19 protein-coding genes are annotated in these 24,409 nt (G+C 44.9%); 13 read left to right on the forward strand and 6 right to left on the reverse strand.

Annotated features, from left to right (window positions below):
- The first annotated feature begins 127 nt into the window (after positions 1 to 127).
- Together NYE58_RS04115 and NYE58_RS04120 are read left to right on the forward strand one after the other, a co-directional pair.
- Positions 128 to 1,015, forward strand: coding sequence for a spermine/spermidine synthase domain-containing protein (locus tag NYE58_RS04115; RefSeq protein WP_254857080.1), 888 nt, complete (start codon positions 128 to 130; stop codon positions 1,013 to 1,015).
- A gap of 145 nt (positions 1,016 to 1,160) precedes the next feature.
- A complete protein-coding gene (locus NYE58_RS04120; RefSeq protein ID WP_341001170.1) occupies positions 1,161 to 1,937 on the forward strand; it encodes an aminoglycoside phosphotransferase family protein in 777 nt (258 codons plus the stop codon).
- A 226-nt stretch (positions 1,938 to 2,163) separates the two neighbouring features.
- On the opposite strand, the gene NYE58_RS37425 is transcribed toward NYE58_RS04120, so the two are convergent.
- On the reverse strand, positions 2,164 to 2,244 hold the full coding sequence (locus tag NYE58_RS37425; protein ID WP_445671780.1) for a putative holin-like toxin: 81 nt from the start codon (positions 2,242 to 2,244) through the stop codon (positions 2,164 to 2,166).
- A 365-nt stretch (positions 2,245 to 2,609) separates the two neighbouring features.
- On the opposite strand from NYE58_RS37425, the gene NYE58_RS04125 reads away from it, so the two are divergent.
- The 4 genes from NYE58_RS04125 (at position 2,610) to NYE58_RS04140 (ending at position 8,836) form a co-directional block, all read left to right on the forward strand.
- Positions 2,610 to 4,166, forward strand: coding sequence for a glycosyltransferase family 39 protein (locus tag NYE58_RS04125; RefSeq protein ID WP_341001171.1), 1,557 nt, complete (start codon positions 2,610 to 2,612; stop codon positions 4,164 to 4,166).
- Positions 4,167 to 4,197: 31 nt separating this feature from the next.
- Complete coding sequence (locus NYE58_RS04130; RefSeq protein ID WP_036684840.1) at positions 4,198 to 4,446, forward strand: hypothetical protein; 249 nt, start codon at positions 4,198 to 4,200, stop codon at positions 4,444 to 4,446.
- Positions 4,447 to 4,542: 96 nt separating this feature from the next.
- On the forward strand, positions 4,543 to 5,295 hold the full coding sequence (yaaA, locus tag NYE58_RS04135; RefSeq protein WP_076219433.1) for a peroxide stress protein YaaA: 753 nt from the start codon (positions 4,543 to 4,545) through the stop codon (positions 5,293 to 5,295).
- A gap of 175 nt (positions 5,296 to 5,470) precedes the next feature.
- The gene (locus tag NYE58_RS04140) at positions 5,471 to 8,836 is read left to right on the forward strand and encodes a HEAT repeat domain-containing protein (protein ID WP_341001172.1); all 3,366 of its coding nucleotides are present in this window, start codon (positions 5,471 to 5,473) and stop codon (positions 8,834 to 8,836) included.
- Between the two features lie 82 nt (positions 8,837 to 8,918).
- Here the strand turns inward: NYE58_RS04140 and NYE58_RS04145 are convergent, their stop codons facing one another.
- Positions 8,919 to 10,694: an ABC transporter ATP-binding protein gene (locus NYE58_RS04145; RefSeq protein ID WP_341001173.1), complete on the reverse strand. Its 1,776-nt coding sequence runs from the start codon at positions 10,692 to 10,694 to the stop codon at positions 8,919 to 8,921.
- Complete coding sequence (locus tag NYE58_RS04150) at positions 10,681 to 12,492, reverse strand: ABC transporter ATP-binding protein (protein ID WP_256717556.1); 1,812 nt, start codon at positions 12,490 to 12,492, stop codon at positions 10,681 to 10,683. Before NYE58_RS04150 ends, NYE58_RS04145 begins: the two co-directional genes overlap by 14 nt.
- 238 nt (positions 12,493 to 12,730) lie before the next feature.
- Here NYE58_RS04150 and NYE58_RS04155 point away from each other — a divergent pair, with 238 nt between their 5' ends.
- The 3 genes from NYE58_RS04155 (at position 12,731) to NYE58_RS04165 (ending at position 17,768) form a co-directional block, all read left to right on the forward strand.
- Positions 12,731 to 13,432, forward strand: coding sequence for an ABC transporter ATP-binding protein (locus NYE58_RS04155; RefSeq protein ID WP_036684849.1), 702 nt, complete (start codon positions 12,731 to 12,733; stop codon positions 13,430 to 13,432).
- A 13-nt stretch (positions 13,433 to 13,445) separates the two neighbouring features.
- Positions 13,446 to 16,091 carry an FtsX-like permease family protein gene (locus NYE58_RS04160; RefSeq protein ID WP_341001174.1) on the forward strand — a complete coding sequence of 882 codons (2,646 nt, stop codon included), beginning with the start codon at positions 13,446 to 13,448 and terminating at the stop codon, positions 16,089 to 16,091.
- Between the two features lie 1,362 nt (positions 16,092 to 17,453).
- Entirely contained in the window at positions 17,454 to 17,768 is a 315-nt protein-coding gene (locus tag NYE58_RS04165) for a hypothetical protein (RefSeq protein WP_341001175.1), read from the forward strand.
- A 144-nt stretch (positions 17,769 to 17,912) separates the two neighbouring features.
- Here the strand turns inward: NYE58_RS04165 and NYE58_RS04170 are convergent, their stop codons facing one another.
- Both NYE58_RS04170 and NYE58_RS04175 read right to left on the reverse strand, forming a co-directional pair.
- Positions 17,913 to 18,359: a GNAT family N-acetyltransferase gene (locus NYE58_RS04170; RefSeq protein WP_076190108.1), complete on the reverse strand. Its 447-nt coding sequence runs from the start codon at positions 18,357 to 18,359 to the stop codon at positions 17,913 to 17,915.
- Positions 18,360 to 18,380: 21 nt separating this feature from the next.
- Positions 18,381 to 19,370, reverse strand: a complete 990-nt coding sequence (locus NYE58_RS04175) for a DUF4003 family protein (protein WP_076282572.1) — start codon at positions 19,368 to 19,370, stop codon at positions 18,381 to 18,383.
- Between the two features lie 223 nt (positions 19,371 to 19,593).
- Between NYE58_RS04175 and NYE58_RS04180 the strand changes: the two genes are divergently transcribed.
- Positions 19,594 to 20,436 carry an aldo/keto reductase gene (locus NYE58_RS04180; RefSeq protein WP_076276975.1) on the forward strand — a complete coding sequence of 281 codons (843 nt, stop codon included), beginning with the start codon at positions 19,594 to 19,596 and terminating at the stop codon, positions 20,434 to 20,436.
- A gap of 44 nt (positions 20,437 to 20,480) precedes the next feature.
- Here NYE58_RS04180 and NYE58_RS04185 read toward each other — a convergent pair whose 3' ends face one another.
- A complete protein-coding gene (locus NYE58_RS04185; protein ID WP_076128582.1) occupies positions 20,481 to 21,047 on the reverse strand; it encodes a TetR/AcrR family transcriptional regulator in 567 nt (188 codons plus the stop codon).
- Between the two features lie 194 nt (positions 21,048 to 21,241).
- Here NYE58_RS04185 and lpdA point away from each other — a divergent pair, with 194 nt between their 5' ends.
- The 3 genes from lpdA to NYE58_RS04200 are packed head-to-tail and all read left to right on the forward strand — an operon-like array spanning position 21,242 to position 24,397.
- Entirely contained in the window at positions 21,242 to 22,636 is a 1,395-nt protein-coding gene (lpdA, locus tag NYE58_RS04190) for a dihydrolipoyl dehydrogenase (RefSeq protein WP_341001176.1), read from the forward strand.
- Positions 22,633 to 23,262, forward strand: coding sequence for an HlyD family efflux transporter periplasmic adaptor subunit (locus NYE58_RS04195; protein ID WP_076276977.1), 630 nt, complete (start codon positions 22,633 to 22,635; stop codon positions 23,260 to 23,262). The genes lpdA and NYE58_RS04195 overlap by 4 nt, the downstream gene beginning before the upstream one ends.
- Positions 23,246 to 24,397, forward strand: coding sequence for an ABC transporter permease (locus tag NYE58_RS04200; protein WP_076276978.1), 1,152 nt, complete (start codon positions 23,246 to 23,248; stop codon positions 24,395 to 24,397). Before NYE58_RS04195 ends, NYE58_RS04200 begins: the two co-directional genes overlap by 17 nt.
- Positions 24,398 to 24,409 lie beyond the last annotated feature (12 nt).

Here is a 24,409-nt window from a genome sequence, read left to right on the forward strand (position 1 = left end):
CACGGATTAGTAAAGCGGTTTTTGTTTTTCTGGATTTTTAAATGGTAAAATGAGAGTATTGCCTACTAGTCAATCCGGAAAGACTAACATGAGACATAGGAACAAATTCTAATTAATAGGTGAGAATATGGAATTTAATAACGTAATAAAAGAAAAAGTAAAAGAAGATAACTATAAAGTGTTTGCTTTACTTAGCCGCTATTTGAATAATACCCCCGACTTTATTAACAAAGAAGAAATTGAAGAAATCGTAAACTGTGGTGTATCCTATGAATACGCTTTTGGTTTAATGCTGGCTGCTGCTTTTGGGATGGATACGGTTGATAATGTTGATGATAAGGAATTGTTCAACCAATATTTTAGCAATATGCTTCATAAGCTTGATGCAAATGAATATTATGACAATCCATATTATAAAAATATCAAGATACCAACTATAAAGATTAATAATAGTGAATTAAAATATGAAAAATATAAACCTTTTGAAGGTTTTGTTTGCAATGATATCATCCGGACAGAAGAGGGAAGACAAATTCCTCAGGTTGGTTTTTTTCAAACTGAATTCATGTTCCCGGCTGTCTTGGAGAATGAAAGAATCTGGATGACGATCACACCAAATGAAATAGAAACAATGAAAGAAGCTGTTGATAAAGCGTTTGGGAATGTTCTTACATTTGGGCTTGGACTTGGCTATTATGCTTATATGGTTTCTGAAAAAGTTAATGTTGAAAGCATAACGGTTGTTGAAAAAAATCAAGATGTCATTGATTTATTTAATAAATATGTACTGCCACAATTCAGTAATGCTCACAAGATCAGGCTTATCCAAGCAGATGCTTTCGAATATGCAGAACAACATATGTCTAAGGAAAAATATGATTTTGTATTTACGGATTTATGGCATGATGTTTCTGATGGAATGGACATGTATTTAAAAATGAAAAAGTTTGAAAAGAAAAGCCCGGATACTGTATTTATGTACTGGATAGAACAATCTATTTTATGTTATTTGTAATTTTGAGTTGCGTTAATCTGTTGTAGCTGACTCCGAAAGGAAGAATCCATTTTTGAAAACTCCTATATCTATCATAAATTGGCTAGAGCACAACGAAATCATAAACGACTTATTAAATCAGGAAGACAGCTTAACTGCGCATACAATGGATCAAGGATTTGAAGCTGAGGTCATGAGGATTAATTCTGATCAAGAGAGCTATGTACTGAAAACATGGAATAAGGAATCCAGACCGGATGTCCAGTTTCAATATCGTTTATTGGATGTTCTATCCGAACGAGGAGTAGCCGTCTCTAAACCAGTGGGCTGGGGAATCAATCCGGAGGGACATAAGGTGTTGTTAACAAGTTTTGACGGAACCCCTATTCATAAAATGAATACCAGGAAAATGAAGGAACTCGCAAGCCTATTAGCAAAAATACATAAAATTCGCGTTGAAGAGATTGGAAATATACAACTGCCAAAATACGATTTCATCGGCTACTTTTTCCCTGAAGCTAAAGAACAATCTGATATTTATAATGTATTGACTTCTCTGGTTGAGCAAACTCCAATGAAGCAAGACTGTATCATTCATGGGGATTTTCATATCGGAAATATAGTGGAGGATAAAGAGCGATATACCATAATCGATTGGACGAACGGCCAGTTGGGAGACTCTAGATATGATTTTGCCTGGTCACTTATTCTGCTGAAAATATATATCTCTGAGCGTTATGCTGATGTGTTCAGAACTGCTTATCTATTGGAAAATGATATGGATCAGGAAGAACTTGAGATCTTTGAAGCTTGGGCATGTCTACGGTGGATTTTGCTGAATAGAAGAGGTAGCACACCGAAAGGGCCTAATACAACGAAGAGAGTGAAAGGCTTAATCGCTAATAATCGGTTTTTAAAAAAGATGGATAGTAAATTCTTCTGATGTACGCAAGGATGGATGGATTTTCTGGGAGATTGGAAATGTAATGTAACACCGTACATTATTACGTTATTAAATTATTTGTGGTATATTAAAGGTAGAAAAGACGTAAAATGCAAAGAGAGCCGTGCTGTAACACGACTCCCAAGGCAATAGCCGCTTTTAAGGGCGGTAGGCTTCAGCAAATAGGACACGACAGATAGACCGCATGCCTTTGTGAGTGGGCGGTCTATTTGCGTTTATTGGACAGCAGCGCTACGATAAGCGAACCAAAGGTTAGCATAAGCGTCATTGCTTCAAACACTGTCACAAGGCATCCCTCCCTTCGGTGAGAGGTAGCCGACCGACCCTTTAAGCCTATTCTATTTGCTCCACCAGTATAGCATAATCGTTTGAAAGAGAATTAAGACTCTTGTCATAATACTCCCTAGGATTGGAGTAGTTTTCCATTTCCTCTCTTTGTCTCCGCAACTCTCTCCATTTTGAAACTTCCGTATCACATTTGCGACTTTTTGATTCCCAATTGTAGGACGTACCTCTCTTTCTAAATCTCTTCTTTGCGAATTCCCAAACATCCGATTTTCATTGGATTTTCAGTTTGGGTGTTTATAATGTTTTTTATGAATCGGGGCAGCGGATTGTAAAGGGCTTTCGATTGCGCAAAGGAGGTTTTCCATGATAAGAGGAATTCAAAAAACATTGTATCTCATACTTGCATTCTTTATCGGTCTTTTTATCGCATCCTCCTTTTTTATTAGGGCGAAATATAATTATTTCGTATATGGGGACACGCCAATTTTGGAGAGACAACAGCTGGGTCTTTTTATTCTAGTGATCGCAGTGGTGCTGGCATTAAGCGTTATTTTGTATAAAATGTGCCTGAAGCTTAATAAGTACAGTTGGAAAATAGTCATTCCAGCCATACTGCTGTTTTCTTTTGCAATCCAGATGGTGATTATCTTTCTGTTTCCACGCATGCCGACGGATGATTCGCAGACAGTCCTTTCATTGGCACTCGACATGCTGTACAGGAATGATTATTCGTCGTTTGACACGAACGGCTATCTGCATATGTTCCCTTTTAATTTTTCGATCGTTTTATATTTAAAGACGTTGTTGTTGATCTTTCCGGATAATTATCTGGTAATCAAAATATTTAATATTCTGTTTACACTCTTAACCTCATTAATGATTTACATGCTGTATAAAGAGCTCAATTATAAGTCCAAGGATAAGGATTATGGCATCCTCGTGTTTGCTGCAACCTATATCCCTTCATTGTTTATGAGTAATTTTATCTATAACGATGTGATCGCTACCGCCTTTCTGACAAGTGCTTTATATTTTGCCATAAGATTTATTAAAAGAAGGTCCATTAAGGATATTCTCTTCGCAGCTCTCTTACTGGCAATAGGCAACTATTTCCGCAGTATCGGTGTTATTTTTCTGATTACCGTGGTGGCGGGTCTTTTATTTAACATACGTTCTATCGGGGTGAAAAAGGTTTTTAGCGCTTTGTTTATCACGGCCATATTGTTTAATGTTCCCGGCTGGACGCAAAATGCTGTGCTGCAGGCGACGAATGTTGCAGATGAACCGATGAACGAAAATTCCGCACCTGTCTACATGTGGCTGAATATGGGGATCAATCTGGAGACGTTTGGGTTCTGGGACAACCGGGAGAGCTACGCTATCTATCAGCAGGATGCAAATTATAATAAGGCAGAAAGTTCGGAGTTATTTAAAGAAAAAATCAGTAATAAACTCTCCGAGGCGGGCCTAAGTGACTTAGTGAAGATGTATTATAAAAAAATCGTTTGGACCTGGACGGAAGGAACCTACCAGATGGAACGATATGGGCTCGGAAATGACGGATCATCCAGTAACGGGGGAAGAATGGGCTTTGTCATGGACCGTTATAGCTACACTAATGCTGCTACGGATTTCTTTAAGGCAGACTCCAATTATAGAAGTGGAATGTTGTGGCTGCTGTATGTTCTGAATTTTCTGATGTATGTATTTATACTCGTTCGCTTAATGGGTGGAATAAGAGACAAAAGATTTGAAGAGACCTCTTTGATTCTTGTGGTGCTGGGCTTTATCGGATTCTATCTTTTATGGGAGATCAAGTCCCGGTATATTTACCCGGTGTATCCGCTGCTGATCGTATTATCCTACATGGGTTTTAAGGACGTATACGATTATATGTTAAAAAGATATTTTCCACGTTAACTATGTTCGCTCGGAAAGAGGGGATTCAAAGATGCGGATCAAGCGATATTTCGCTTTGCTCATAGCAGTGCTAAGTTGTTCCATGGTGCTCGTCTCCTGCGATGCTATTACCGCACAGAAGATAACGAGTACTGACTCCGGGTCAAGAGCGAACGGGGGACAGGGCTTCACTGGCGGGCGGGGGAAAGATGGGGGCGGATCTCCCGGCATGAATGGTGGGACAAGGAGAAACGGCAACCCAGGTACAGATGGCGGTGGCGCACAAGGTGGGCGGCAGTGAACAAATTTCATGAACTTGCCCCAAGCCTACGAAGATTAAGTGTGATAGGATAAGGTTACATTTAAATTCCCCGCGGGGGTAAGAAAAGGGAGCACCATGAGAATCATTATATCGCCTGCCAAGAAGATGAAGATGGATACGGATTTCTTGGATTGCCGCCAGATGCCGCAATTCATAAGCGAGTCGCAGACTCTTCTGGCCTTATTACAAAAGTTGAATTATGAAGAAGCCAAATCGTTATGGAAATGCAATGATGCTATCGCCACGCTGAATGTGGAGCGGATTCGGGATATGGATGTAACACGGAATCTTACACCGGCTATCTTTTCTTATGAGGGTATCCAGTACCAGTACATGGCACCCGGGATACTTCAAATGGAGGAGCTGGAATATCTTCAGCAGCATTTACGGATATTGTCCGGATTCTATGGAATCGTCCGGCCATTTGACGGCGTTGTGCCGTACAGGCTGGAGATGCAGGCAAAGCTTAGCGGACCTGGTTTCAAGTCTATCTACGAGTTCTGGAACAGGAAGCTGGCAGATCAGCTGTTTTCGGAGACTGACATCATTCTGAATCTGGCCTCTAAGGAGTACAGCAAGTGCATCTCCCCTTACATTGGCGGGAATGTTCGAATGGTTAGTTGTGTATTCGGGCAGGAGATCGGCGGTAAGGTAGTAGAGAGAGCGACCCTGGTCAAGATGGCCAGAGGTGAAATGGTACGCTTCATGGCTGAGCGGCAAATCAGCTGTGTGGAGGATATCAAAGGCTTCGACGGATTTGATTTCAGCTTTGCTGATGAGCTGTCGGATGAGCGTACGTATGTGTTTATTCAGAAAAAGAATGACTAGAGCAAGCAGTACATGATGGGTAATTCTGAAGGGGGTTGAATAACCTGCTTCAGGGTTACCTTTATTTTTTGGTCAACGAAACCAGATGCTGAATTCTAGTTTTTTTAAAGGGGATAGATTAGGGTATAGAGAATAAAGTTCGGGTGGAATAAGAACAGGTTAACGAGGAGGACTTATGATTTTCAAAAGAGATCCATTGGATAAACAGAGCTTACTTAAAGAATTGGATTCGCTAGGTTATTCCGACAGAATCAAGAAAGTAGCAATCCTAGGCCGTGATCATCTCGGATCTGTCCAGTACTCCCAATTACTAGCCTCTTTGCTGGAGGATGGCGTTTATGAAGCACGACTTGCCTTAATCGGCGCCATTGCAACACAAGATGCTGCTATTATTCTATCAGCACTGCGGCATCCCAAGGCAAGTATCAGAAATACGGCTGCGGGTCTTTTGGCAAAGGTGGCTTCGGATGCTGATATTGAACGTGAGCTCCCCCATTTATCCCATGATTGCCGCCGCAAGCTGCTGCACAGTATTTCACAGATTAACCGTCAGGAATTAGCGGAACGCATATTGCCTGTAGTGTATGCCCGATGGGGAGCGGAGGAAGCCGCGATTATATTGCTGGCCTGTTATTCGGCAACGGTAAGTAAATGGCTTGCTGATATCGGGTATGCCATAAAAGACTGGAAGAAATTATCCAGCCGGCATCTTGAAGTAGTAGCGGAATACTTTGCAACAACACTGGAAAGCACACCACTTAGGGAAAAAGGCTATGTCTGGTGGAGATTCTCATCAGCTCTGGAGATCCTATGCAATCTGAAGGCAGATTTGGTGCTGGAGTGTGCGCTGAATCATGGACCTATGGGCATCATACATCCTGCGTTAAAAGAACAGCTTGGCACGCTTGTACGCCAAAATCCTAATAAGGTATATCAGCTGTTAACACGAACGGAGTCGCGGAGCGATCTGATTTCTTATGGTGTTCCTGAAGCTGTTCTTAAAAGGAAAAAATATTTATCCATGGATCAATGGATGGAGATAGCGAAACTACTCGCAGATCACCCTATGCACATAGCAAAGCTGCTTCAGAATATTGCACCCTCTAGCCGCAAGGTCATTTTCGATGCTGTGTATGAAGAAGATAAACGTAATGAACGTATTTTTCCGGAAAGATTACTATATGTATTACCACATGTCTTGCGTGACAAGGAAGCCAACCGGATGCTTGGCCTTCGTGAAATCAATGATGACCGGGAGAGAACAATCAGATTTACAGCTTGCCGTTCTATTCTTCATTCAAGAGCGGGACTTGAACAAGCAACACAGGTATCCAGTGCAGACGAACGTGCCACGGCGCTTATGCAGCTGATCAGAAGTACCGTTCTGTCGAGACAGGGCATGAATGAAACTTTGGTGTATCTGGGCCGGATTAAAAATGATCAGGATCCCGTCCGGGGCGCTGTGTTTAAAGAGCTATCGGAAAGTCCTGCGTCTGTGTTCACGGATGCCCATGTACAAGAGCTTACTTTGCTTGTTGATAGTGTTATAGAGGCCAGAGATACTTCATATGGTACAAAATTTTCCGTTCAACAACTGGCGTTTGCTATTCTCCGGCATAACGCATTACTTCCTCACGGTGAGCTGTTTAAGTTTTCTTTAAATACGATTCAGAAATTGGCCAAGCAGAATGGGCAGCTTTCCCTTCCATCCTTGGAGAAGAATTTACCCCGGGGAGTAGAAGAGATTATCTTCGACGAAATTTATACATTAGCTGTACAGGCCAACAAAAGAGAAGACTACAATCTGGTATTAAGCCTAGCTAGCTCATTCGGTAAAAGAGGTTACGGCATCATAAAACTTCAGAATCTGTTAAAGGAAGCAACGAGGGCAAAGGCGGATTCTACAGCCATACAAGCGGCCAGATACTGGCTTGCGCCTCGTACAACGCGTGATGCCAGAGTTAAGGAATTATTAGCTTTAGATAAATCGTATATTACGATCCATGAAGTGTTCCAGCATCTGCATCTGAAGCGTCAGGAATGGCTCGATCCTTTTATTTCAGGAGCTATCATTAAGGGCAAGTTCCTATCAGGCAAAACTATCTATCTTGTGCCGGCCGCGGATGGATTCTACAGATGGCTGCCACGTCAGCAACAAGCTTTAAGTGCCTTATTAGAAAAAATTGCATACGATGCCAAACGTAATCTTTGGGAGCGTGCAAGCGTTATTAAGATCATGGCAAGCATGCCTGATCTCGGTTCGGATAGGTTACTTGGGTTTATGCAGGATAAGGAAGTAACTGTAGTAGAAGCTGCACTTCATGCCTTTTCGCTTATGGAAGAACCGGAGAAGGCACTTCCCGTTCTGCTGGAGAATCTGGATGGGGACCGGGCCCGTGTAGCCATGTACTCGATACCCAGATGCATCCGCAGGGTGAATCCGGTGTTACTGGTTACCATGCTGAAAGAGCTTCTGAATCGGGATAAGCTGAAGATCACTGTCAGAAAAGAAGCCATCCGCTTACTGGGCGCTTATAGAAGCGATGACAGCCTTCCGCTATTGATGAATGAGTTCGAGAAACCCAATGCACACAAGGATGTAATCATAGCCATAGGGCATGCTGCCAAACAGCTTTTAGATGATGAACGCGCTTGGGATATGTTAAGTACAATGGCTTCTTCATCAGAAAGTGACATCGCAGGAAGTTTATTATCTCAACAGCCTAATGCTCTTCCGCTAGACTTTAGACCACGTTATCTAGGATTAATCCTTGAAATTGCAAGGCACCAAGATGCGTATATTGGCAGATATGCTTTCATTTCTATGATGCGGTGGACAAATGGAAATGAAGGGATTGTTGCAGCTGCCACCGCTCGGTCTATTACGGATTTGGAAGACAGCACTAGATGGGAAACTGCTATGAACACGCTGGTAGAAACCTGTCGCGATGGTAAGATCAATGAGGTTGTAGTTGGTGTATGTCAGAGACTGGTTAGTGCAGCGATAAGTGATGAATGGAACGCCACTGCCAAAAGAGATTTGCCTCATCGGCAACGTCTACTGAAATTAGTCAACCAGCTGATAGCTTTGCCAAAAATCACCCGGATGCACCTTATCCCTTTGTATACGGATCTGATTGACTGTCTGGCATCTGATGAGACCTTACAGCAAACTGTGATGAAATTGTATATAGCAGCAATAGACTGGAATAACGTGGAGGAATCGGCCAATTATCTGAATCGGATGGTTACCACTATTTCAAATCAGCCCCAGCTATTAAGCGATGTTTATAAGCAGGTCGCGTATAACTTAGAAGAGAGCACGGGATACTGGAGTCCGGAAACTTTATTGGAAATTGTAGATGTTCTAGGGTCTGAGAGCCGTTACGAATCTCAGTATATTGGACTTTCGTTGCTTGAAGTTGCCGGAAGTGCTCTATTGTGGAGTCCAGAGCCTGCAGAGCGTCTGCGGTTGTACAGAAATCACACGAACCTTGCGGTTCGCTCACTTGCGCTAAATATTTGGACGGCGATAGATTAGTTTTTGATATTTTTTTGAAAATATAAAGCATCAAAAAAGCTCAGGCTGCAAATCGGCCTGAGCTCTTTTGGTGTTTATTCAATTAAGCTTCCATCTTCTGTGCTGTGTAGAGGCGGTAATAAAGGCCCCGTTGTGCGATAAGCTCATCATGTGAGCCGCTTTCCGCGATGCCTTTGTTAGATACGTACATAATACGATCGCAGTTTTTTACAGTGGAGAGGCGATGCGCGATAATGAACGAGGTGCGTCCCTTAAGCAGTTCATTTAGCCCTTTTTGCAATAAGCGCTCAGTCTTCGCATCAATGGAAGAAGTGGCTTCATCCAAGATGAGAATGCGCGGATCTGCCAAAAGTGTTCTTGCGAACGAAATGAGCTGCCGCTGTCCTTGAGACAGCTTGGAGCCACGTTCATTGACCTCTGTCATGTAGCCTTGATCGAATTCACGGATGAATTCGTCGGCGCAAACGGCCTTTGCAGCGGCGATTACTTCTTCTTCGGTTGCATCCAGTCGGCCGTACCGAATATTGTCCAGAATAGTACCGGAGAAGATGAAGCTATCCTGTAACATAATCCCCATCTGGCTGCGAAGAGATTTTAACGTCACCTGCGAGATATCCTGGCCGTCGATCAGAATCTGACCACTGGAAATGTTATAAAAGCGTGAGATCAGATTGACGACGGTTGTTTTGCCCGCACCTGTGGGTCCTACCAGCGCGATGCTATCTCCCGCTTTGACCTTGAAGGAGATATTCTCCAGAATATTAAGCCCCGGGTCATAGGCGAAAGTTACATTGTCGAAGGTGACATGGCCCTGTACAGATGGCAGTGTTTTTGCATCCGGGATATCACTGACGGTAACCGGTTCATCCAGCGTTTCGAAGATACGCTCAAGATAGGCAACGGCGTTGATAAAGTTATTGTACAGGTTCGAAAGATTCAGAATCGGCTGCCAGAAGCGGGCAGCGTAGCTGCTCATCGCCAGAATGACACCGAGGGTCATGTCTTGAGGACTCAGTGTTAATAGACCCACAAGGAAAATTAATGATGTAACGATAGTAGACAAGTTGTCTACAGAGAACGGAATAAGTAAGTTGTAACGTTGAGCCTTCATCCATTCTTTACGGAAATTACCCGCGAGACGTGTGAAGATTCCTTCGTTACGTTGTTCCCGGGAGAACATTTGCGTCACACCAATACCGCTGATGCTCTCTTGCAGATAGGCGTTCAGGTTAGAGCTTTTGTTGGACACTGCTTGCCATGCCCGGCGTTGCCGGGTTTTGATCAGCAGCATGATGCCAAGGAAGACTGGCAGTCCGGCAAGGATGACAAATGAGAGTCGTACATCGACAGCGAACATGAAGGCTGCGATAAAGAGCAAATTCACGATTTCTAGAATAAAGTTGATAATCCCGTTGGACAGCACATCTGAAACGGCGTTGACGTAGTTTACGACCCGGATAAGGATCTTGCCCTGTGGACGGTCGTCATAATATTTAAAAGGCAATTCTTGCAGATGCTTAAACAAATCCGTTCGGATGTCAAAAATAATATCCTGCCCAACACTCGTCATGATGCGCGAGCGTATCGTAGCCAGATAAACGCTGACCACGATAGTCACAAGCATCAGTGCAGCCCAACCCAGCAGTGCAAGCTTCTCTTTTGCCGGAATGGTCACGTCGATGACATGTTGCATGATCAGCGGAGCCGACAGTGAAATGGCTGCTGAAAGTGCACTGAGCACGAACGCAACAATCATTGGCGTTTTCTTTCGTTTAATATATACCATCGCACGCCGGAAGTGTTTTATATTAAACGGCGATTCAAGATTTTCATCGACGTCAAATTTATTCCTTGCCACTTGCGGTCACCTGCCTTCCAATACCCTCGTTCTGCAGTTTAAACACTTCGTAATAGTAACCACGTTTCGCTAGCAGTTCAGTGTGAGTCCCTTCCTCAACTAGCTTCCCGCCATCCAGAATAAGAATACGGTCGGCTTGCGAGGTAGTAGATACACGCTGCGCAATAATAATTTTCGTACAAGGATAGTCCAGTTCACGTAGACTTTTTTGGATATGCTCCTCCGTCTCAAGGTCGACCGCAGAGGTCGTATCATCGAGAATCAGGATAGGACGGTGTACCGCCAAAGCACGCGCTAAGGCAATACGCTGCTTTTGCCCCCCCGATAGTCCGACTCCGCGTTCCCCGACAACGGTATCATAACCTTCAGGCATTTTGGTAATGAAGTCGTGTGCGGCTGCGAGCTCTGCATAACCCATTGCATCTTCTTCCGGAAGATCAGGATCGCCATAGGCGATGTTTCCATCAATGGTATCAGAGAACAAGAGTACATCTTGGGTCGCCATGCCGATATTTCCACGAAGTTCATCAAGCTCCAGCTGCCGAACATCAACACCGTCTACGAGTACGCGCCCTTCAGCTACATCGTAGAAGCGAGGGATGAGGTTGATGATTGTTGTTTTGCCTGATCCTGTCGCGCCCATGATTGCTACAGTTTCACCGGGTTCAACGGTAAAGCTAATATCGTCCAGCACGATAGCGCTATCATATTTGAAGCGGACATGATCGAATTCAATACGGCCTTCATAACGGCGTTTGTCAGTGACAGTATGCTCATTAACAATATTTGGCCGGGCATAATAGATATCTACGATTTTGGACAAGCTCGCAAAAAAGCGCTGAATGTCGTTGATAATGATACCGATGTTGCGCATAGGGTTCGATATAGCCCAAATAAGCGAAGAGAAGGCCATAAACTCACCGAAGGTGATCCGGCCGTTCATAAGGAACAAACCACCAACCAACATAAGGATTACGTTGAAGCCCTGAGCGAAGGATTCCAGATAAGGAAAATAATCAAGCCATACAAGGGCGGCCTTTTTGTTCGCTGTAGAATAGTTGACATTCTTCTCTGTGAATTTTTCGACCTCGAATTCCTCACGGGCAAAAGCCTTGACCACACGGTTGCCTGAGATATTCTCCTGTGTAGTCGTGTTAAGCTGGGACAGCCGTTCACGCAAGTCAATATACATAGGACGGACGCGTTTAGCGAATATGTAAGCCACGATAAAAATGGGCGGTGACAGGATAAGCATCCACAGCGTCAGTTCCGCATCTATGGTGAAAAAATAGATTACGGCGGCAAGGAAGATCGTTAGCGATTCAATGATCGTCTTAAAAATCCAGGCCATAGAGTGACGGACCATGTCCAGATCGCCTGTCATCTTGGTCATGAGATCGCCGGTACGATTATGATCGTAGTATTTTCTGTCCTGTCCCTGAATTTTGTTGTACAAATAAATGCGGACATTGTACATCATATTTTGCGAGGATATCTCGTACTGCATGGTCGTGAAATATGCGAGACCTGTGCGCAGTAGAGAAAATCCGATCATGCCCAGACAGAGCATAATCAATAATTGCCGTTCTTGTGTAAGATTCTGCAGGGCGTTGTCACCGGCTATAAACGTATCGACAATGCGCTGACTGATGTACGGATTCACGATTGTAAGACTTGAGCCCACCACCGAAAGGCAGAGTGCCAGAATATATCGCGTCCGGTTTCCCTCTAGGTTCTGCCATAGCCATTTCAGTTCGAACATCTGATCACCTGTTTCTGATTGTTCTTGTTCTTTCACTCTTGCCTGAAAAGAGTAAATAAAACAAAGTGATTATAACATTATCAAATGACTAAGTATCGTTTACGGTAAAATTTCCTTGTTACATTATTGTTACAAAAAAATGAACTTATTAATGATGTGAATTTCACCTTGTGTAATGAGGGTTTGCCATTCGGGCTTGGGCGTTCTAATTATGATAAACTGAGACAATGTAGAGTAATTAGACTTAGTTCGGATAGGGACAGGAGGAAGAGGAATGAGTTTTGTTGCTGTAAAAGGGGAGTACAAGCGTTACAAGATGGGCGAGAATGTGATTGTCGCGAATGACGGGATTGATTTTGAGATAAAAAAAGGTGAATTTGCCGTGATCGTCGGCCCAAGTGGTGCGGGTAAATCTACGGTGCTTAATATTCTGGGTGGCATGGATTCTGCCGATGAAGGTCAGGTCATTGTGGATGGCATTGATATCGCCAAGTTTAGTGCCAAGGAGCTGACAGGCTACCGCCGAAATGACGTAGGTTTTGTATTTCAGTTCTATAATCTAGTACCTAATCTGACCACACTGGAAAATGTTGAGCTTGCTTCGCAGATTTCCCCGCGTGCACTAGATGCACGTAAGGTGCTGGAGGATGTGGGTCTGGGCGCGCGGTTAGATAATTTCCCGGCTCAGTTGTCCGGTGGTGAGCAACAACGTGTCGCTATCGCCAGAGCGTTGGCTAAACAGCCGAAGCTGCTGCTCTGCGACGAGCCGACAGGGGCGCTTGATTATAACACCGGCAAGCAGGTGCTGAAGCTGCTGCAGGATACTTGTCGTAACACCGGGACAACGGTCATCGTAATTACACATAATCTGGCGATCGCTCCGATGGCTGACAGGGTTATAGAGATTAACAACGCTAAGGTACGGAAGATGGTGATCAATCCTTCGCCGGTATCCGTTGACGATATTGAATGGTAAGGAGAAGGCATCTATGAAAAAGCGAGCATTGTGGAAAGATATTTTTCGTGAAATTGGGCATACCAAAGCCCGGTTTATTTCGATTTTTGCAATTATTATGTTAGGTGTCAGCTTTTTTGCCGGAATCAAGGCCACTGGGCCAGATATGCTGAATACAGCTGGAACCTTTTACAAAGAGCAGCGCTTGATGGATCTGAAGGTGCAGACTAACTACGGCCTGACCGAAGACAACATCGGGTTACTCAGAAATGTACAGGGGATCGATGAGATTCAGCCGAGCTATAGTGCAGATGTATTCATAGGTGATAATGCCTTAATACTTAAAGTCAATTCTTACAACACGGATAAACCACTTAATCAATACCGTATTATTGAAGGCCATCTACCGGAGCGTTCCGGTGAAATCGTGCTGGACGATAAGCTAGCGGAAGAATATGCGTTGGGTGACAAGATATCTTTTAGTGGAAACGGTACGGATGCGGAGCTGTCGAACAGCTTCGAGACACTGGAGTATACCGTAGTTGGTTTTGTTAGAAGTCCACAGTTTATTGAGCAAAGTACCCGGGGCACCAGTGGGATCGGCAAAGGTACGGCGGATGCGTTCGCCGCGATCCCGGAGTCAGATTTCAAGCTTCCGGTGTATACGGAAGCCTATCTGTCCTTTAAGGATACAGCCGGGGTGAAGGCTTATTCGCCGGAGTATGAAGATCTGATCGAACAGCATACCCATGCTGTAGAGCAGGCGATGTCTGGCGTGCCGGAAGCACGGCTTGCTGAGCTGCGGGCGGAAGGCGAGAAAGAGCTTTCTGGTGGCCGCGCAAAGGTGGCCGCCGCCGAGCAGCAGCTTGCGGATTTGCAGCGCCAGCCGGAGGAAGTGCAGCAGGAACAGGCTGCAAGTATGAAGGCAATTGCTGCCGGACTTGCTTCTGCCAAGGAGGAATTGGCGGCAGGGGAGCAAAAGCTTGCAGAGCTGGAGCAGCTTAAGGTCTACGTTACTGACCGAAGCGCTAATCCGGGATATGCCGAATATAAAGATAACGCTGATCGGTTATCGGCGATTGCCAGTGCGTTTCCTGTGTTCTTTTTCCTAATAGCTGCGCTGGTCAGCTTGACGACCATGACACGGATGGTTGAGGAGCATCGCCTGCAGATTGGGACACTGAAAGCACTTGGTTATGGCAACCGCGACATTATGGCCAAATTTCTGGTCTATGGTACGCTTGCCAGTCTGGCGGCTTCAATTGCGGGTCTTGCGGTTGGTTTTACCCTGTTTCCGGGTATTATCTACGATGCGTATAGTGCAATCTATAATTTACCGGATATCACGAAGAACTTCTATCTTTCGTATTCGATCATATCCGTTATCGTAGCGTTAATATGTACTACGTTGACGGCGTGGATTGCTTCACGGGTAGAATTACGCAGCAATGCTTCCGTATTGATGCGTCCGAAGGCACCGAAGAGTGGCCAGCGTATTTTACTGGAGCGGATCACTTTTATATGGAAGAGATTGAGCTTTGTCCAAAAGGTTACCGCACGGAATCTATTCCGCTATAAGCAGCGGATGTTCATGACTGTATTCGGCGTGGCTGGCTGTACAGCGCTGATCCTGACGGGATTTGGTCTCAAGGATTCAATTGGCAGCATCGCCGGGTCGCAGTTCGGCACGATTATGAAATATGATGCACTTGTGGCGCTGCATGAAGATGTGTCTGCCGATGTGCTAAAAGCCTACGACCAACTAATCACTGGTGAATCTGCAGTAACTGGGACGCTGAGTGTGGCGCAAGAACGGATGACCGCACATGCTAGTGGTGTAAATGACCAAGAGGTTCATCTGTTCGTTCCTACCTCCGTTAACTCTTTATCCGATTTCGTGGAGTTGCGTGATCGAAAAAGTGGAGAAGGACGGATGCTTACGGATGATGGGGCTATTATCTCAGAGAAGCTGGCTAAGCTGTATGGGCTGGAGTCTGGCGATAAATTGACCGTGGTGGACAAAGATAATGAAACATTCGAGATTGAGGTCGCGGCGATTACAGAGAATTATGTAATGCACTATGTTTATGTGACACCGGCGTATTATGCTTCTGTGTTCGGAGAAAAACCAGTATTCAACACAGAACTTCTGAACTACACCGCACATGATAAAACATGGGAAGACAAATTTGGTGAGAAGCTGACGGCTAATGAGGGCGTCGCTGCCATCAGCTTTTCCAGCAGTGTAGGCTCCGCCTTCGATGAGACTATGAAGAGTATGGACGTTGTAACCTTGGTGCTCATTGTTTCAGCGGCGGCGTTGGCTTTTGTCGTCCTCTACAATTTGACCAATATCAATGTGTCCGAGCGGATCCGGGAGCTGTCAACCATTAAGGTACTGGGCTTCTACGACAAGGAAGTAACCATGTATATTTACCGCGAAAATATGCTGCTTAGCCTACTCGGTATTGTGGCTGGATCGGGTCTCGGCATAGTGCTGCATAGCTTCGTCCTGAAGACGGCCGAGCTGGATGCGACGATGTTCGCTCCGATCATCAAGTGGCCAAGTTATATTTATGCGGCGCTCCTAACCCTATTGTTCTCCGGTATAGTCATGGCGTTCATGCATATTAAGCTCAAACGAATCCATATGATAGAGGCTTTGAAGTCGGTGGAATAGCATCTAAAAATGCCAGAGCTGCGGCTCTTTCTATGGAATAGCTTCACTGGAGTCCGAAACTATGCCTCAAAGGCGATAAATGAGCAAATAGCGTCCTCTGGGTCCGTAAGGAACAGGGGATGGTTAGGAACCGACGCTATCGGACGCAATCGTTCGCAATCGTTCGCTATCGATGCCATCCGATGATTTCTGACGATATTGTTTGCTATCTGAATCTATGCCTGACGCTATCGGACGCTATCGGACCCTATCGGACCCTATCGGACGCTATCGGACCCTAACGGACGCTATCGGACTCTATCGGACCCTATCGGACGCTATCGGACCCTAACGGACCCTAACGGACCCAGATGACCTTAAACGCCGGATTAAACGCCAATTTCAATGTTATCGGACTCCATGGCAGCTATTGGCATAAAAAACGCCAGAAATGATGCACTTTCTATAGAATAGCGACACTGGAGTCCGAAACTATGCCTCAAAGGTGATAAATGAGCAAATAGCGTCATCTGGGTCCGTAAGTAACTGGGGATGGTTAGGAACCGACGCTATCGTTCGCTATCGATGCCATCCGATGATTTCTGACGATATTGGATGCTATCTGAAACTATGCCTGACGCTATCGGACCCAGATGACCTTAAACGCCGGATTATCCGCCATTTGGAATGTTATCGGACTCCATAGCAGCTATTGGCATAAAAAACGCCAGAAATGAGGCTCCTTCTATAGAATAGCGACACTGGAGTCCGAAACTATGCCTCAAAGGCGATAAATGAGCAAATAGCGTCCTCTGGGTCCGTAAGGAACAGGGGATAGTTAGGACCCGACGCTATCGTTCGTTATCGCTGCCATCCGATGATTTCTAACGATATTGGATGCTATCTGAAACTATGCCTGACGCTATCGGACCCAGATGACCTTAAACGCCGGATTATCCGCCATTTGGAATGTTATCGGACTCCACAGCAGCTATTGGCATAAAAAATGCCAGATGTGAGGCTCTTTCTATAGAATAGCGACACTGGAGTCCGAAACTATGCCTCAAAGGCGATAAATGAGCAAATAGCGTCATCTGAGTCCGTAAGTAACTGGGGATGGTTAGGACCCGAAGCTATCGGACGCTATTGGACGATTTCTGACGATATTGTACGCTATCGGACCCATATGACCTTAAACGCCAGATTATCCGCCATTTGGAATGATATCGGACTCCATAGCAGCTATTGGCATAAAAAACGCCAGAAATGATGCTTTTTCTATAGAATAGCGACACTGGAGTCCGAAACTATGCCTCAAAGGTGATAAATGAGCAAATAGCGTCATCTGAGTCCGGAAGCAACAGAGAGCATTGATTTGGCGATGTGCACGAGGGTATATGCGTAGATTTAGAAGTAGTTGCAGAAGTAGAAGTAGATGTAAAGGTAGAAGCAGAAGTAGATGTAAAGGTAGAAGCAGAAGTAGATGTAAAGGTAGAAGTAGAAGTAGAAGTAGAAGCAGAAGCAGAAGCAGAAGCAGCAGTAGCAGCAGTAGCAGCAGCAGAAGCAGTAGAAGTAGAAGTAGCTGTAGCAGTAGAAGTAAATGCAGAAGTAGAAGCAGAAGCAGAAGTAGAAGTAGGGGTAGAGCTAGAATTAGATGAAGATACAGCTGAACCGAATACTCGGAGCCGTTTCGCCTAGCTCCTCCTATCCGCTCCTAGCTTCGCCAACCTAAACTGCAGACAACTAAACAACAGAGCAGCGTTCTCAAACGAGAGAATCGCTGCTCTGTTGTCTTTTTTACAATATTAAAATGCATTGAACTGTCTCCTGCATAGGAAAAAGCTACTTAAGCGACATGTGCAGGATAGGAAAAGGATTACCTTGTTCGTCGAGTGCTGAACGCTCAAAAACCTGAAATCCCATATGCTCATAGAAACCTAAAGCTTGGGGATTTTGCTCATTCACATCCACGAGGTGTACGGCGAGTTTCTGCATGACATAAGCTACTAGCGCTTTTCCAACCCCTTTTCCCATTGCAGCAGGTTCTACGAACAGCATTTCAATCTTTTTATTCTGAACCCCTATGAAGCCAAGCAACTGTTCCTCATCATCTGTAAAAGCAAACAAATCGCTTATGCCCTCAAGCGCCTGCGTGACCAGCGGCCGCAAAGCATCAATATCCTGCTCGGATAGAAAAAGATGAGTATGCCGCACGGATGATTCCCAAATGTTCAGTAGACGGTTTAACAATTCTTCATTTCTAGTTGTGAAGATTTTTATTGAGTCCATATCTTTCCCTCACGATTCAATCTAATTCGAAGAAGAAGCTGCAGCCGCAGCTGATGCAGCCGCTGCCCCGGCAAGAGCAGCCTGTTGCGCAATTATAATATTGGTAATGTTGGTAGAAAGCATCGTAGTTAATACGCCGTTTTGCACATCCTCCACAGATCTGAAGGCTACCAGTGCAGAAGACAAGAGCAGTAATTCCTGCTTGCCAATAGACCAGTTCCCGAAGCCCTTTTTTGTACGCAAAAATTCGTAAGTCTCCGAGACATCAGTAACGATGTCCTCCTTGTTGCAAGGGAGCAGGGATAACACGCCCAGTGAGGAGAGGGTATATTCCTTGTCTAGCCGGATACCCTGTGCACGAAATGCATCTCTTAATGCCAATACACGGTCCGCTGCTTGAGGGGCTTCTTCCCCAAGAACCAATACCTGGGTCAGGGCTTGCACACTGTTGCCTGACATAAACTCGGGCTTAAGCGTTACATAGAGCTGCTCCATGCGGTCCACGCCACTCTCAACATCGATATCGGAAAGACCAAGCATCGCGGAGAAGATATAATCGTCCTGTCCGGTAAGGAAACGATGTTTTGCCTTCATACTATCGTAAAATAGCTTTGCCCGTTCTACCGTACGCTGATATTGATCCGATGTTTCATTAGCAGCGATTTGATAGGCAGCAACGACGAGATAATCAGAGGCTCTGAATTTGGCTTCCTTCATTAAATCATACACGGCAAGTGTGTTTGCAAGCAGAGTTTCCTTCTCGTCAGAAAGAGAGAGCAGGGCAGCAATGCTGATCACCGAAGTCCCTCTAAATTGAGAGAAAATCCCGGTACTCTCCTTAATTAGCTCATAGCTGGCACGGATGGCTTCGTCATCTGCAACTTTGTCTTCTACAGCATACAATAGTGCCGCTAACCGATTAACCATTGCATTTTGCCATGGGAAAGCTTTTTTGATCCTCTGAGCGTTGTCTGCGAACAATTCAAGCCTAGCAGGATATTGCTCCTTCATTGGATACACCTCTTATCTCTACTTTTAATTCATAACATTACGAAAATCCTGTGTTGTAGATTCATTTTACTATAAAAAATAAATCGGATGCCCACGAAAGCGGCTTACTAATAGGCTAGAGGTTGTTCAGGTGACCCGATGATTGAGTTTACTATGAGGATGTTATAATAATTATAAGATGGATCGACAGGGGTTTAAATGACAACAAAGGAGAAGAGCGACGATGACTGAGAGAATACCTGAAATCGTATTGAACGATGGAGTGAAGGTGCCTGCGATTGGTTTTGGTACCTACGCGTTAAACGGAACTGAGGGAGCACAAAACATCACTAAGGCGATTGATGTTGGCTATCGTCTGATCGACACTGCGTTTAATTATGAGAACGAAGGTGCTGTAGGCCAGGCTGTTCGGCAAAGTTCTGTGCCTAGGGAAGAGCTACTCATTACTTCCAAACTGCCAGGACGCCATCACTCTTATAAAGAAGCGTTGTCTACTATACAGGAGTCTTTATTCAGAGCCGGATTGGATTATTATGATTTCTATCTCATCCACTGGCCTAACCCTAGAGTGAATTTATATGTTGAGGCCTGGCAGGCGATGATCGAGGCACGTAAGCAAGGTTTGATTCGCTCCATCGGTGTATGTAACTTTTTGCCGGAGCATATTGAACGTTTGATACAAGAAACTGGTGTAGCGCCGAGTATGAATCAGATTGAGCTGCATCCTCATTTTAATCAGGAAGAGCAACGTGCATGGAACAAAGAGCATGGGATAGTGATTGAATCGTGGAGTCCATTGGGACGGGCTAGCAGTGTACTGGAAAATGAGGAAATAGCGGAAATAGGCAAGGTTCATAATAAATCGATATCGCAAGTTATCTTACGTTGGCATATACAGCTTGGGGCTATTCCCATTCCAAAGGCTTCTTCTCTAGAGCATCAGCGTGATAATCTGAATATTTTTGATTTTGAATTATCGGAAGCGGAGATGACCGTTATTTCCGCATTAACCTCGCCAACAGGTCGCATAGCTGATCAAGATCCCGCATCGTATGAAGAATTTTAATAAATTTAACTACAACACGCCATTTATTGACGTGTTTTTTTATATTAGGCTCTTACTAGCGCTTTGGCATACTGTTTGCCAGACGAGAGTAGGTTGTCGCTTAGTTCAGGATCTTTAACCGTCCGTGCAAGAACAAGGGAGCCAACCATAGTACTGAACAGTGCACTACCTTTGGACGCGTCAATTCCCGCCAGATTAGAGATAAAAGCAATCATCCGCTCCAGTTCCTGCGTGAATACCTGCCGAACTTCTTCTGAGGAACGGGATATTTCGCTAGAAAGGGCAGGAATAATGCAGCCCATCTCCATTTTGTCGCGGTGATACGGACTTAAATAATAATCAATGACAGCATTGATTTTGGGGTTCTGCTCTTCCTGGTCAGCGACCTTCTGCAGAAGTGCGATGGTATCGCTGATGGCATACCGGCAGGCTTCCGCGACAAGCTGTTCTTTGTTGTCAAAATGGGAATAAAACCCGCCATGAGTTAATCCGGCCCCCTTCATAATGAACGGAACGCTTACATCGTGAATACCGTTGGTGCGAAAAGCCTGAGCAGCACTTTCAACGATTTTATTTCGAACTTTTATTTTATGACCTTTGGGATACGGCATTGTAATCACTCCACAGCTTCATAGTTCTACTTTTAAAATATTATAGGCGTCATAATAAAGCCTGTCAATTTAGCGATTCTGAGAAAGTTAGCTTGTGAAAGGCGAGGCAAGGTTATTGACTGTTTTAAAATATGATGGTAATAATATATTACGATCATCATATTTTAAAAAAGTTCAACAGGAGGTATCAGGAGATGAGTAAGCTTGAAGCCGTAGAAACATTGGTCATTGGATCAGGTCCGGGAGGTTATGTGGCGGCGCTGCGATCTGCACAGCTTGGGATGAAAACAGCAATTGTTGAACGCAACCAGCTTGGCGGAGTCTGCACGCATGTTGGATGTATCCCATCCAAAGCATTAATTGCTGAATCACATCGCTATGATTTGCTCAGTCCTTTCAATTTTGTAGATGCGTCAGCATCTTTTAAAAATGCTCAGGATTTTAAACAAGGAGTTGTGAATAAGCAGGCAGGTGGAGTCAGTTATTTATTAAAGACTGCTGGGGTGAGCATTTTCGAAGGAGAGGCTAGCTTGGTTGATGAACATACAGTTATCATCAGTCAGTCTGGACAGGAGCAAACCTTATCCTTTAAAAACGCTATCCTGGCTACAGGATCTCGTCCGATTGAGCTGCCAGCCTTTCCTGTTGGCGGACGTATTTTGTCTTCCACAGAAGCGCTGTCGCTCCCTGAGATTCCAACTAGCCTAGTAGTTATAGGTGGGGGCTATATTGGTGTCGAGCTGGGGCAGATGTATGCCAAATTCGGAACAAAGGTAACGATTCTGGAAGGGGGAGAACAAGTGCTGCCTGGATTTGAGGCGGAGCTTGTGAGCCCTGTTGGAAAGCAGCTGAAAGCCGATGGCATGAAAATTATTACCGGAGCGACAGCTGTGAACGTAGTGGAGAGTGCAGATACCATTACCCTGCATTATTTAAAAAATCAGGAACAGCAGCATGTTACAGCGGAATATGTGTTAGTTACTGTGGGCAGAAAACCAAATACAGACGGCAATTTAGGACTAGATCGCATAGGCTTGCCAGTGACGAGTAGGGGATTGATTGCGACGGACGAACAGTGCAGAACGGCTATCCCGCATATTTTTGCAATTGGAGATATTACGGCAGGCCCGACTCTCGCTCATAAGGCATCCTACGAAGCCAAGATTGCGGCAGAGGTCATTGCAGGTCTCTCCTCCGAAGTTGATTATCGAGCCATCCCGCTCGTTGTTTTTTCGCAACCAGAGCTGGCCAGTGTAGGCTTAAGTGAAACAGAAGCAAAGGCAAGAGGCATTTCGCTGGTTATTGGCAAATCCTCCTTTGGGATTAACGGGAGAGCCTTGGCCTTGAGGGAGACGGAAGGTTTCGTCAAGCTTGTAGCGGACCTAAATTCAGGAGTCGTGATGGGGGCACAAATCGTTGGAGTAGAGGCATCCACACTCGTGTCGGAGCTTGCTCTTGCTATTGAGATGGGAGCCACTGTGGAGGACTTGGCGATGACCATTCACCCTCATCCCACATTGGGAGAAGTAATTATGGAGGCTGCTGAAAATGCAGTTAAAAAAATGGTGATGAAAGAGAGTGGAAAATGAAGATAAAAGCAGGGCTATATATAGGAATTGCGATTGTGCTGATTGTTGGTGGGGCGCTTCTTGCTGTAAAAGGAAAGGATGCAGTCAGTCAGGCTGAGAGCAGGAAACAAGGGATTCTGGATGCGGAGCAGAAGACAATATTTTATCAGAATAGTCCAGGGTCAATTGTCGAGGTCGGTGTGGCTGTAGGTGATTCTATAAAACAGGGAGAGGTGCTGTTTAAGGTTAAATCTGCTGAAGGAGAAACAGATGTAGTTGCGCCGGAGGACGGATCAGTCAACAAGATTATTGTAAAGCCGGGGGATCTAGTCCAGCTAGGAATGCCAATGGCGGTTTTGCAAAAAAACAGCTTTTATACAGATCTCTACATACAAGAAAGTGAAATCCAAAAGCTAGAGGTGAATCAAAGTATTGGCGTTCATTTTCCATATTTGGAGCACCCAACGGAGGTGACAGGTGTAATTACTTCTATCGCAGCCGCCCCTCAATTTGCGAGCTTACGTATGTCACGTGAAAAAGGGCAAGCCGATTTAAGCATGTTTCTTGTCCGTGTAACTATGGATGGGAATGCTGATTTGCTTCCGGGGATGACAGCGGAGGTGAAGCTCGATGAAGTCACTGATTGACGAATGGAAGTACGTGGCGGGTAGTAAGTATTTACGCCTGATTTTTATAGGTCCGCTTATTGCGGCCCTGTTTTTTGGCTTAATGTTCTCGAAGAACCAAATCAGCGAATCGCATGTTATTGTCATTGATGAGGATCACAGTTCGTATTCACGACAGCTGATCTCTAAGATAAATGCCTCTCCATATATGAACGTAACAAATGTGTACTCCAGCCGCCTGAACCCAGAGACGTTACTGGCAAATGAGCAGGCTGTAGCGGTCATCATGCTTCCCAAAGAGTTGGGGCAACATCAGCAGCAGGGGATATCAACGAATATTGGCATCTTAATGGATAATACAATGCCATCAGGGTTAACCGGCATCCGGACTGCGATTCAGGAAGTCATCCAGACGGAAAATGTGACTCTTTCTATGACCCGGCTCCTCCAAAAGGGGATGGATGCCGAAACCTCTAAAGGGCTTGCTTCTCCGTTATCTCTCCAGCAGCGGATGTTATTTAACCCGACCACAAGTTATGTGGGCTTTATGGTCATTGGATTTGTGAATATTGTGGTGCTGATGATTACAACAAGCGCAGCGGGTTCAATTGTCCCTCGGTTGCGACAGGAGGGGAAACTCTTTGCAAACGGGAAGTCTCCTTGGCAGATTTGGGTTCGCAGTGTACCTTACGCTGTTTTGACCACTATTTCGCTGCTCCTATGTTACGGCTTATTAAAGCAGGTGGGGGGAATGCGCTTTGAAGCGGAGCCTTATCTGTTTATTATTCCGCTGTTTGTATATGCCTTTGCCTTGTCGCTTATGGGCCTGTTGATTGGTTATACTGCCAAAGACGTATCCAAAGTTAATTTACGAACCAATTTCGTGTTGTATCCGTCGTTTCTTGCTACTGGAATCCAGCTGAGTCCACTTGCCTTTCCAGAGTTCTTTCAAATTTCCGCATGGGTATTACCTATGAACTGGCTTAATCGCCTCATACGTGGAATGGCTTTTCGGGATGGGGCGCTAACAGCCTACAGTCAGGAGCTGGGGGCGCTGCTGATTATTATCGGCGTTGTATCCTTATTCATTGGATTGCTGGTGCTTAGGGAGATGAAGAAACCAGAGATTCAGTTCTCAGAATCAGTCAGCGCTTGAGTAATTTGATCT

Source organism: Paenibacillus sp. FSL L8-0708 (genome assembly GCF_038009325.1).
GTDB lineage: Bacteria > Bacillota > Bacilli > Paenibacillales > Paenibacillaceae > Paenibacillus_AQ > Paenibacillus_AQ odorifer.

Bases quoted from the DNA above. Each gene is read 5' to 3' on its own strand.
- NYE58_RS04160 (WP_341001174.1), top strand. From the start codon at position 13,446: ATGAAAAAGCGAGCATTGTGGAAAGATATTTTTCGTGAAATTGGGCAT.
- NYE58_RS04180 (WP_076276975.1), top strand. From the start codon at position 19,594: ATGACTGAGAGAATACCTGAAATCGTATTGAACGATGGAGTGAAGGTG.
- NYE58_RS04140 (WP_341001172.1), top strand. From the start codon at position 5,471: ATGATTTTCAAAAGAGATCCATTGGATAAACAGAGCTTACTTAAAGAA.
- NYE58_RS04120 (WP_341001170.1), top strand. From the start codon at position 1,161: ATGGATCAAGGATTTGAAGCTGAGGTCATGAGGATTAATTCTGATCAA.
- NYE58_RS04125 (WP_341001171.1), top strand. From the start codon at position 2,610: ATGATAAGAGGAATTCAAAAAACATTGTATCTCATACTTGCATTCTTT.
- NYE58_RS04115 (WP_254857080.1), top strand. From the start codon at position 128: ATGGAATTTAATAACGTAATAAAAGAAAAAGTAAAAGAAGATAACTAT.
- NYE58_RS04155 (WP_036684849.1), top strand. From the start codon at position 12,731: ATGAGTTTTGTTGCTGTAAAAGGGGAGTACAAGCGTTACAAGATGGGC.
- lpdA (WP_341001176.1), top strand. From the start codon at position 21,242: ATGAGTAAGCTTGAAGCCGTAGAAACATTGGTCATTGGATCAGGTCCG.
- NYE58_RS04170 (WP_076190108.1), bottom strand. From the start codon at position 18,359: ATGGACTCAATAAAAATCTTCACAACTAGAAATGAAGAATTGTTAAAC.
- NYE58_RS04130 (WP_036684840.1), top strand. From the start codon at position 4,198: ATGCGGATCAAGCGATATTTCGCTTTGCTCATAGCAGTGCTAAGTTGT.
- NYE58_RS04175 (WP_076282572.1), bottom strand. From the start codon at position 19,370: ATGAAGGAGCAATATCCTGCTAGGCTTGAATTGTTCGCAGACAACGCT.
- NYE58_RS04185 (WP_076128582.1), bottom strand. From the start codon at position 21,047: ATGCCGTATCCCAAAGGTCATAAAATAAAAGTTCGAAATAAAATCGTT.
- NYE58_RS04195 (WP_076276977.1), top strand. From the start codon at position 22,633: ATGAAGATAAAAGCAGGGCTATATATAGGAATTGCGATTGTGCTGATT.
- NYE58_RS04200 (WP_076276978.1), top strand. From the start codon at position 23,246: ATGAAGTCACTGATTGACGAATGGAAGTACGTGGCGGGTAGTAAGTAT.
- yaaA (WP_076219433.1), top strand. From the start codon at position 4,543: ATGAGAATCATTATATCGCCTGCCAAGAAGATGAAGATGGATACGGAT.